7 protein-coding genes are annotated in these 9,291 nt (G+C 68.6%); 3 read left to right on the top strand and 4 right to left on the bottom strand.

All coding sequences use genetic code 11. The annotated features are described in order from the left end of the window. The first annotated feature begins 496 nt into the window (after nucleotides 1-496). Nucleotides 497-1,696: a serine hydrolase domain-containing protein gene (locus ABIA33_RS25400; protein WP_370084769.1), complete on the top strand. Its 1,200-nt coding sequence runs from the start codon at nucleotides 497-499 to the stop codon at nucleotides 1,694-1,696. A 77-nt stretch (nucleotides 1,697-1,773) separates the two neighbouring features. Here the strand turns inward: ABIA33_RS25400 and ABIA33_RS25395 are convergent, their stop codons facing one another. Next, nucleotides 1,774-1,947: a hypothetical protein gene (locus ABIA33_RS25395; protein ID WP_370084768.1), complete on the bottom strand. Its 174-nt coding sequence runs from the start codon at nucleotides 1,945-1,947 to the stop codon at nucleotides 1,774-1,776. A gap of 408 nt (nucleotides 1,948-2,355) precedes the next feature. On the opposite strand from ABIA33_RS25395, the gene ABIA33_RS25390 reads away from it, so the two are divergent. Beyond that, nucleotides 2,356-4,272 carry an ABC transporter ATP-binding protein gene (locus tag ABIA33_RS25390; RefSeq protein WP_370084767.1) on the top strand — a complete coding sequence of 639 codons (1,917 nt, stop codon included), beginning with the start codon at nucleotides 2,356-2,358 and terminating at the stop codon, nucleotides 4,270-4,272. A 257-nt stretch (nucleotides 4,273-4,529) separates the two neighbouring features. Here the strand turns inward: ABIA33_RS25390 and ABIA33_RS25385 are convergent, their stop codons facing one another. Next, nucleotides 4,530-6,041: an MFS transporter gene (locus ABIA33_RS25385; protein ID WP_370084765.1), complete on the bottom strand. Its 1,512-nt coding sequence runs from the start codon at nucleotides 6,039-6,041 to the stop codon at nucleotides 4,530-4,532. Nucleotides 6,042-6,223: 182 nt separating this feature from the next. On the opposite strand from ABIA33_RS25385, the gene ABIA33_RS25380 reads away from it, so the two are divergent. Next, entirely contained in the window at nucleotides 6,224-6,634 is a 411-nt protein-coding gene (locus ABIA33_RS25380; RefSeq protein ID WP_370084764.1) for a winged helix-turn-helix transcriptional regulator, read from the top strand. A 624-nt stretch (nucleotides 6,635-7,258) separates the two neighbouring features. On the opposite strand, the gene ABIA33_RS25375 is transcribed toward ABIA33_RS25380, so the two are convergent. Further along, entirely contained in the window at nucleotides 7,259-7,741 is a 483-nt protein-coding gene (locus ABIA33_RS25375) for an AAA family ATPase (RefSeq protein WP_370084763.1), read from the bottom strand. Nucleotides 7,742-7,818: 77 nt separating this feature from the next. Beyond that, nucleotides 7,819-8,439, bottom strand: a complete 621-nt coding sequence (locus ABIA33_RS25370) for a class I SAM-dependent methyltransferase (protein ID WP_370084762.1) — start codon at nucleotides 8,437-8,439, stop codon at nucleotides 7,819-7,821. Nucleotides 8,440-9,291 lie beyond the last annotated feature (852 nt).

The raw sequence follows: 9,291 nt of genomic DNA, 5'->3' as shown, positions 1-9,291 counted from the left end.
CCACCCGTCCAGGGGCACAAGGGCCGCTGCCCGGACGACGAGCATGGACGCGGACTGATCATCATCGACGCCCTGGCTGTCGCACATGGCACACAACCCCACGCAGGCGGCGCGACGCACTGGGCCTACCTGGATGCGGAAACCGATGCCGGCACACGTTGTGGGGCGAGGCCAGGGTGCTCGAGCCGCCCAGGAACGTGATCGCGATCGCGATCGCGATCGGGTGATCATCCGTCAGCGGACCACCTCGACGTTCGTCAGCATGAGCAGGGCCCGCAGGAGCATGCTGGCGATCCCGTTCGTGTCCTTCTGCATCAAGGAGACGCAGGGCAAATCCCTGGAGGCGATGGGCTGGCGGGCTGCCCCCGGGGAACTGGCGCGGAGTATGACGCCGAACGAGTGGACTCGTCGACGTCGTGCCGCGGCTGAGGCCTCCACTGGGGGCGCGGGTGGTGACGTTGCCGTCTGAGCTCCCGACCAGGAAGAAGCGCCGGACATGCCAGGTACCCCCTCCCGCCGTGCTTTCACCGCAGCGCTCCTCGCGGCGACCGCGCTGGCCCCGATGACAAGGACTTTCGCCTCAGCCGCCCAGGCCGAGAGCCTGGACCGGTACGGCGAGGACGACGACACGCCGCACGGCCTCGGTCCCGAGCTGACCTCTCGCTTGGACAAGGCCATCGAGGACGTTCGCGCGCAGGCCGGTATTCCGGGCGTCGTCGTCGGGCTGTGGATGCCGGGCAGGGGAAGCTATGTTCGCGCGACCGGTGTCGCCGACGTCACCACAGGCGCGCCGATGACCACCGACCTCTTCACGCGGATCGGCAGCGAGACCAAGACCTTCACCGTCACCGCACTGCTCGAGCTCGTCGACGACGGTCGGATCAGGCTGGACGACCCGATCGCCGCCTACGTCGACGGGGTGCCCAACGGTGACTGCATCACGCTGCGTCAGCTCGCGGAGATGCGCAGCGGCTTGTTCCCCTACACCGCCGACCCGGACTTCGCGCAGGCGCTGGAGGGCGATCCGAGCCGTCCGTTCACCCCGCAGGAGGTGCTCGCTTACGGTTTCAAGCACTGCAACACCTTCGCGCCGGGCGAGGAGTTCCAGTACTCCAACAGCAACCTCATCCTGCTGGGCCTGGTGATCGAGAAGGTCAGCGGCCACAGCCTCACCGATTTCCTCGACGAACGGGTGCTCCGCCCGGCTCACCTGCGCCACACGTTGCTCCCGCGGGGAGCCGAGTTCCCCATGCCGCACCCGCGTGGCTACACCAACCAGACGCCGACCGGCGCGACCGTGGACTCCACGGACTGGAACCCGAGTTGGGGCTGGGCAGCCGGGGCGATGATCTCGAACCTGCAGGACCTGCGCCGCTGGGCCGAGATCGTCGCCACCGGAGCGCTGCTGCGCCCGCACACCCAGCGGGAGCGGCTCAAGGTGCTGCCGACCGGCTTCCCCGGCACCAGCTACGGCCTGGGCATCTTCGTGACCAACGGATGGATCGGGCACAACGGCTCCATCCCGGGCTACGAGAGCGTGACCGTCTACCTGCCTTCACAGAAGGCCACCCTCGTGATCCAGATCAACACGGACATCAGTTTCCAGGGCCAGGAGCCGTCCACGCTTCTCGCCCGCGCTGTCACCTCGATCGCGACCCCGGACAACGTCTACGACGGCGCGGTCCCCGCACGGTAGGGCGGCACCGGGGCACGCACCTCGCGCCGTTCCGGCCCGCGCCGAAACGGCGCCCCCGCGCGTCCGGCAGCCGGTCTTCACACGTCATGCCGAGTCGGCGCGCCGTCGCCCTTCTCGTCGGTGAGCGCGAGGAACAGCAGGCCGTGGGCCTTGTGCTTGCCGCCGTAGTTCGGCCGGTTCTTGTCCCCGGTGCGTCGGCGGGTGCGCAGGAGGGTGCCGTCGACAGCACGCCGCCTACCGTTGCCGAGCACGAGCGGTAGCTGCGGGCGCGAGCCGCGGAGGCGCCGGCAACTGCTCGTCAGGACGTGGGGTCGACCCGGTCTGCTCGCGAAGTGCCTACGGGTGGGACGATGACGAGCATGACGTTCACCAGATAGGCCGATGCCGCGTAGACGGCCCGGCCGCGTCCGTACCGAGCTTCAGCGCGGGCCCCGGATGCACGACGACACCACGACCATCCATGGTCTCTCCTCAGCAGCGCTCGCTGAGATTCGACGGATAGAACGTCAGAAGACATACCTGTGGCCAGGTTCGATCGGGTCGGCCATTGTGCGCTGGAGAGGCTTCCGGGCCGGGCAAGCCGGCGCGCTTCACAGCGAACCACCCGAGACTGCGACCTCACACACCTGTCAGAACGTCGAAAGCCTAGAGTCTCTTTCATGAGCATGGAATCCACAGCCTGGATGCAGCTGCACAGCGTGATGAACGCGCAGCAGGAGCGCCGTCCCCTCACCAGGGCCACCGTGAAGCGCATCGGGGCCTTCGCCCGTCCGCACCGCCGACAGATCATGCAGTTCCTGGTGCTCAGTGTGGCGACCGCACTCCTCGCTGTCGCCACCCCCGTCCTCGCCGGGCGCGTCGTCGACGCGATCGTGAACGGCAAGGACACCGGCACCGTCACCCGCCTCGCGCTTTTGATCGCCGCGATCGCACTCGCGGAAGCCGCCCTCGGCCTGCTCAACCGCTGGCTGTCGGCGAGCCTCGGCGAAGGGCTGATCCTGGACCTGCGGACCGCCGTCTTCGACCACGTACAGCGCATGCCGGTCGCCTTCTTCACCCGCACCCGCACCGGCGCCCTGGTGAGCCGCCTCAACAACGACGTCATCGGCGCCCAGCGCGCCTTTAGCAACACCCTCTCCGGCGTCGTGAGCAATGTCGTGACGCTGCTGCTGACCCTCGCCGTCATGCTCACCATCTCCTGGCAGATCACCCTGCTCGCCCTGGTGCTGCTGCCGGTGTTCGTCGTCCCTGCCCGCCGCATGGGCACCCGCATGGCACGCCTTCAGCGCGAAGCCGCGGAGCACAACGCGGCCATGGGCACGCGGATGACCGAGCGCTTCTCGGCGCCCGGCGCGACCTTGATCAAGCTGTTCGGCCGGCCCGCCGACGAGTCCGCCGAGTTCGCCGCACGGGCCCGCCGGGTGCGTGACATCGGCGTACGGACGGCGATGTCGCAGTCGGCGTTCATCACCGCCCTCACCCTGGTCTCCGCTCTCGCGCTGGCCCTCGTCTACGGGCTCGGCGGCTTCTACGCACTGCGTGGACAGCTGCAGCCGGGCGCAGTCGTCTCCCTCGCTCTGCTGCTCACCCGCCTGTACGCACCCCTGACCTCCCTCGCCGGCGCCCGCGTCGAGGCCATGAGCGCCCTCGTCAGCTTCGAGCGGGTCTTCGAGGTGCTCGACCTCAAGCCGCTCATCGACGAGAAGCCGGACGCCCGCAAGGTCCCCGAGGGCCCGGTCTCCGTCGAGTTCGACGCCGTCCGGTTCGGCTACCCGTCCGCAGACAAGGTCTCCCTCGCCTCCCTCGAAGAGGTCGCCAGCCTGGACACCCGGGGCGGCACCGAGGTCCTGCACGGCGTGTCCTTCCGCGCCGAACCGGGCCAGATGGTCGCGCTCGTCGGCTCCTCCGGAGCCGGGAAGTCCACCATCGCCCAACTGCTGCCCCGTTTGTACGACGCCGATGAGGGGGCCGTTCGCCTAGGTGGCCTCGACGTACGCGATCTGACGCACGACTCGATCCGAGAGACCCTCGGCATGGTCACCCAGGACGGCCACCTCTTCCATGAGTCGGTCCGCGCCAATCTCCTGCTGGCCAGGCCCGATGCCACCGAGGGCGAGCTGTGGGACGTGCTTCGCCGCTCCCGCCTCGAAGGCTTGGTTGCCTCGCTGCCCGACGGCCTGGACACGGTCGTCGGCGAGCGCGGCTATCGCCTCTCCGGCGGCGAGCGCCAGCGCCTGACCATCGCCCGGCTGCTCCTGGCCCGCCAGCGCGTGGTCATCCTCGACGAGGCCACCGCCCACCTGGACTCCACCTCGGAGGCGGCCGTCCAGGAGGCTCTGGCCGAGGCCCTGGAGGGCCGCACCGCAGTGGTCATCGCGCACCGCCTGTCCACCGTCCGTGCCGCCGACCAGATCCTTGTCGTCGAGGCGGGCGAGGTCGTGGAGCGCGGCACCCACGAGGAGCTCCTCGCCGCCGGCGGCCGTTACGAGGAGCTGTACCGCACTCAGTTCGAGCGCCCGGGAGCAGAACCGCTGTCCCATCCCGCTGAAACCGCCGTGTCCGGCGGGAGTGTGTAGTTCGGTACAGACCGCACCATCGAGCCCGGCACCGTCGCGCAGCCGTCAATGGCTGTTCAGTCGAGGCCGAGCACCCGGTCGACCTCGATCTCGATGACGACCATCCCGGGCAGCGGCGGCGGGGCGACCAGTAGCGCTTGACGTAGCGCCGTACTCTTTCGGCCACCCGCTCGGGATCGTCGGTGATCGTGGCTCGGCCCTCCAGGGTGAGCCAGGTGCCGCCCGCCACTTGACAGAGCCATCGAACGCTCCGCCCTTCAGGCGCCGTGGACGGGCTCCGCCGCGGCGGTCTCCGGGGTGTCCGACGCCCGCATCATCGGCAGCAGGAGCAGCGAGATCACAACTCCGAGGAGGGCGAAGCAGGCGCCGATCAGGAATGCCTCGTGGAAGACCGTCACCCGGGCCGCGAGCACCCGGGTCGGGTCGCCGTCCGCCCAGCGGGTCAGGGCAGGGACCCGGCTGAACACGATGGTCGCGACGATGGCTACGCCGAGCGCTCCGCCGGCCTCCTGGCTGGTGTTGATGAGGCCTGCGGCCAGTCCGGACTCCTCTGTCCTGACTCCTGAGAACGCGGCGACCTGCAGGGGCACGAAGGTCATGCCCAGGCCGAGCCCGGCGACAAGGAAAGCGGGCAGGATGTCGACGACGTAGCTCCCGTTGGAGGGGGCCCGCCAGAGCAGGAACAGACCGGTGGCGGCGAGCAGCAGGCCAAGCACCAGCACCGGCTTGGCGGCGACCTTGGTGACCAGGGTCGAGGCGACGCCGGCGCCGACGGACACGATGATGGCCAGCGGAACGTAGGCCATGCCGGTGCGGATCGGGGAGTAGTTGAGGACCTGCTGCATGAACAGGCTGGCGAAGAAGAACAGCGTCACCAGGGTGCCGAACAACAGGATGGCGGTCAGGTTCGCGGCCCGGAGCACGGGGCGCTTGAAGATGCCGAGCGGGATCAGCGGGTACTGGGCCCGGCGCTCGATCTGGATGAACGAGGCCAGCAGGACGACCACGGCGGCGAGGCTGCCCAGGGTCCGCGCGGAGGTCCAGCCGGCGGTGGCGGTCTGGCCCAGGGTGTAGATGAACAGGACCAGTCCGCCGGTGAGGGTGATCGCGCCGGCGGTGTCGAAGGTGGTGCGGCGCTCATCGGAGCGGCTCTCGGGCACGATCGTGGGCGCGAGGACCGCGGCCGCCACTCCGATCGGCACGTTGATGAAGAATATCCAGCGCCAACCGGGCCCCTCGGTGAACAGGCCGCCCAGGATCACTCCGACGACGGAGGCGATACCGCTGACCGCGCCCCAGGCGCCGAGCGCCTTGGTACGTGCGGGGCCCTCGGCGAAGGTGACGGTCAGCAGGCTGAGGGCGGCGGGGGCGATGATGGCCGCGCCGAGGCCCTGAAGGCCGCGCGCGACGATCAGCATGACGGCACCCTGGGAGAAGCCGGCCATCAGCGAGGCCAGGGCGAACAGCACCAGACCGGATTGCAGCATGCGACGGCGTCCGAAGGTGTCAGCGAGCCGACCGCCGAGCAGCAGGAATCCGCCGAGCACCGTGCCGTAGGTCGTCACGATGTACTGCAGGTAGCTCTCGGAGATGTTGAGCGTCTTCTCGATCGACGGCAGGGCGACGTTCACGATCGAGACGTCGAGGAACGTCATGAATCCGGCGATGCAGAGAAACACCAGGATGAGGCCGGAGCGGTCGGACGTTCCGGCCTCCGGCACGTCCGAGGCCCGCACGGCGGGGTAAGTGGATGATTCTGGCGCAGGCATGGAACAACTCCAGGTGAATCGATTGGACGGGGATTATTCGGACTGTTCCTTGATGCATGGAGATAGCTCGTGCCCGGGTCGCGAATAAGGGGTGACTTTCGTTGCCGTAGCGACTGCGCCGAGGCTAGCAGCGCCGATATAGTAGGTACCTATAGGAAAGTGACTACCCCTGAGGAGCCGACATGGGCGTCAACGCATCCGGCACGTCAACCGCGCAGGTCGGCGCGGAGCAGGCCTGCCCGATCGGCCCCGTGGTCGACATCGTCTTCAGCCGCTGGACCACACCCATCCTGTGGACCCTCAACGAGTTCGGACGCCAGCGCTTCGTGCACCTGGAACGCAAGATCGCCACTATCACGCCCAAGGTGCTGACCCAGCGGCTGCGGCAGATGGAGCGCGACGGCCTGGTCGTGCGCACCTACTACCCGGAGGTGCCGCCCCGGGTGGAGTACGAGATCAGCGAGCTGGGCCGGAGCCTGGCCCCCCTGTTCTCCGCTCTCGTGCAGTGGTCCGGCACCAACCTGGAGAAGGTCGAGAGCGCACGACTGGCCTACGATGCCGCGGACCAGCTGCGAGCGAGCCGCCCGCTCTGATCAGCGCAGGCGGAGGGCCCCGGGCCTCTCCTGCAGCGCATGCACCGCACCCCGGTAGAAGATCAGCGGGTCCTCGTCCTCGCTCGGCACCCCGAGTTCGACCACCTCGCCGCGCACGATGATGTGGTCGCCGCCGCCGTACTCCTGAGTATCGGCAGCCCATCGGCGGACCGGTGATGCGTCACGTCCTCGAACACCGCGGACTCGCGTGCGGCGAACGCCAGGGCGAGCGACTCCTGCTGGGCCGCAAGGAAGTTGACGACGAAATCCGCGCGCGCGGCTGATGACCGGCCGCAGCCGGGAACCCCGGTGCAGACAGAACAGCACGAGCGGCGGATCCAGCGAGACCGAGGTGAAGGAGTTGCCCCGGCGCGGTGCGGGCGGCGGAACCTCGGCTGGGGCACCCGTGCCGGGGGCCGGTTGTCCCGTGCGTTCGGCGACTGAGCCGGTCCCGACTGCTTGGGACCACAGACTGCTCGTTCTGTCGCCGTCCGCCTGGGCAACTCACGCCGATCCCATACGCGATGCCATCAGCAGAGCAAGTTCGAACCATCGGGTGGGCAGGGGGTCCATGGTCTTCGGCACGCGTATCGACTCGGCGGGATTGAGCCCGGTGACCCTGGTTCAGGAAAGAGGCTCGTCAAAGAGGTCACGTTCCTCCGGTCCTGGCGTCTCGAAGTGCTTCGCGTGCTCTTCGAGCATGTTGCGGCTGATCGGGACCGTGCCACTCGGGCATTCTCGGTAGCGGGCCGTGACGCGGCGGAATAGTTCGTCCAGCGGCACTGCGAGGTAGTGCAACTCGACGGGGACCCTGAGTGCACGTGCGGCGAGTCGCTTCTCGTCCCGTTCAGCGCGATCCCAGAAGCCGAACTCCAAGATCACGGTCTGCCCGAGCCTGAACAGTTCCTGCGCATGCTCCCAGAGCTGCCCCTCCAACTGGTCGCGAGCCGCTGCGTTGAGCAAGTCGATGCCGAGCCTGGCCATCCACTCGTCAGGACACAGACGCACGGCGGGGATCTCTTCAGCCATCCGCTTCGCCAGCGTCGTCTTTCCTGCTCCGGGGAGCCCGCACAAGAGGATCAGTCTGGGTTCTGGTCTCGTGACCATTGGTTGATTGCCTCCGCACTTGAGGTCCGAGCGCCAGGTTGCTCGCGCCGGAGAGAGACGTCGATGACAGGTCAGCCTCAGGGGCGGCGGGCCCAGAACAGCGCGTGGCCGCCCTCGCCTTCGGGGACGAACTCCTCCTGTTCGACCGTCAGGCCCGCTTGGGAGAGCCAGGCCCGGCTCGTAGTGGCGTCCGGATGGCTCCACCACATGGCCACCCCGCCGCCGAGCCAGTTGTCGTCGAGTCCGGTCCAAGCACCTTGGCCGGTGGTGCCCAGGAACCATCCGCCAGGCCGCAGCCACGTGGCCACCCTCTCCAGCAGCGAGGGCTGTTCCTCAAGGGGGATGTGGATGAGTGCGTAAAAGGAGACGATCGCGTCGAAGGAGTCCTTGCTGAAGTCCAGAGTCGTGGCATCGGCGCGGATGAACTCAGCCCGCGGCACGAGATCCCGGGCTCTGCGGATCTGGACCTCGCTGATGTCGACGCCCGTGACCTGGACACCCGCAGCCGTCAGGTCGCGAGCAACAGGTACACCGCTTCCGCAACCCAGGTCCAGCACCCTGCTTCCGGCCGGAATGCGGCGGCACAGTTCGCTGATCCACGGCTGGTACTTCGTCCCGGAGCCGTAGGCCTCGTCGTAGCGCACGGACAGGGCGTCATACCCGCGCCGGACCAGCTCCTTGGGATCGTCAATGTCCATATCGGGGCAGGCTAGTGGGTTGTCCTCAGCCACCGCGAACGGAATTGGTGACCAGTCAAACGCCGTCTGCGTGGCCGTCGGGCAGGACTTGATCCAGCGAAGTGACCAGTGGGCTCAACTCGGCGGCGCGGGACGGCAGGAGAACGCCGTCTGGCTTAGGTCCTCGCAGAAGCGCTGCGTGCTGCGGAGCTTCCGCCGCCACCAGAACGCGCCCCGACGCCACCGACCTGGAACCGGTCACCCAAGCGTCCGCACGCGCGGCGGGCGAGGTGCCGGCCGAGCCGCCGAATACCTCCCGACGCTGAACGGGACGGGCTGATCCGTGCCGAATATCCGTTCGCGGCGGTGCCCACCACGCACCGGGTACGGATCGCGGGCGGCCGTCGGTGTGGGCGGTGTGCGCGATCGCTGCCAGGACACTCCAGTCGATGAACCCCGCCCAGCGCCGCCACCGCTGTCTGCGGGGCCGAGCCCAACAAGGGAGCTGACCCAACGTCAGGGCTCAATTACGACAGGTAACATTAGCAGTCCAGGGGCCCAATTGCGGGCTTTTTCGGCGAGCGGCCGGTCGGCTGAGCGTCCGCCTGCCAGTGTGGCCGCGTCTCGCCTCCTCTGCCGGCGAGACCTGTCTCTACTGGCGCGGAGGATCCCGTGAGGTACTGTCCGACCTGCCGCCGCTACGTCAACGGTGCGCTCTCCTGCCCAGGCTGTGGCATCGCGGCGGTCGAACTGCCGGTGGCCCACTCCACTGCAGGTGTCGGGTCCGTCGCGGAGGCGCGCCCGGTGGCGGCCACGCGCCCTGGTCCTGCCCTGGCGCGGTCGGGCGTGCCAGACCGGCATTCCCGATGGTCA

Source organism: Streptacidiphilus sp. MAP12-16, from assembly GCF_041262165.1.
Classification (GTDB): Bacteria; Actinomycetota; Actinomycetes; order Streptomycetales; family Streptomycetaceae; genus Streptacidiphilus.
Note: the sequence above shows the minus strand (reverse complement) of the source record. Positions and strands in the feature narration are given on the sequence as shown.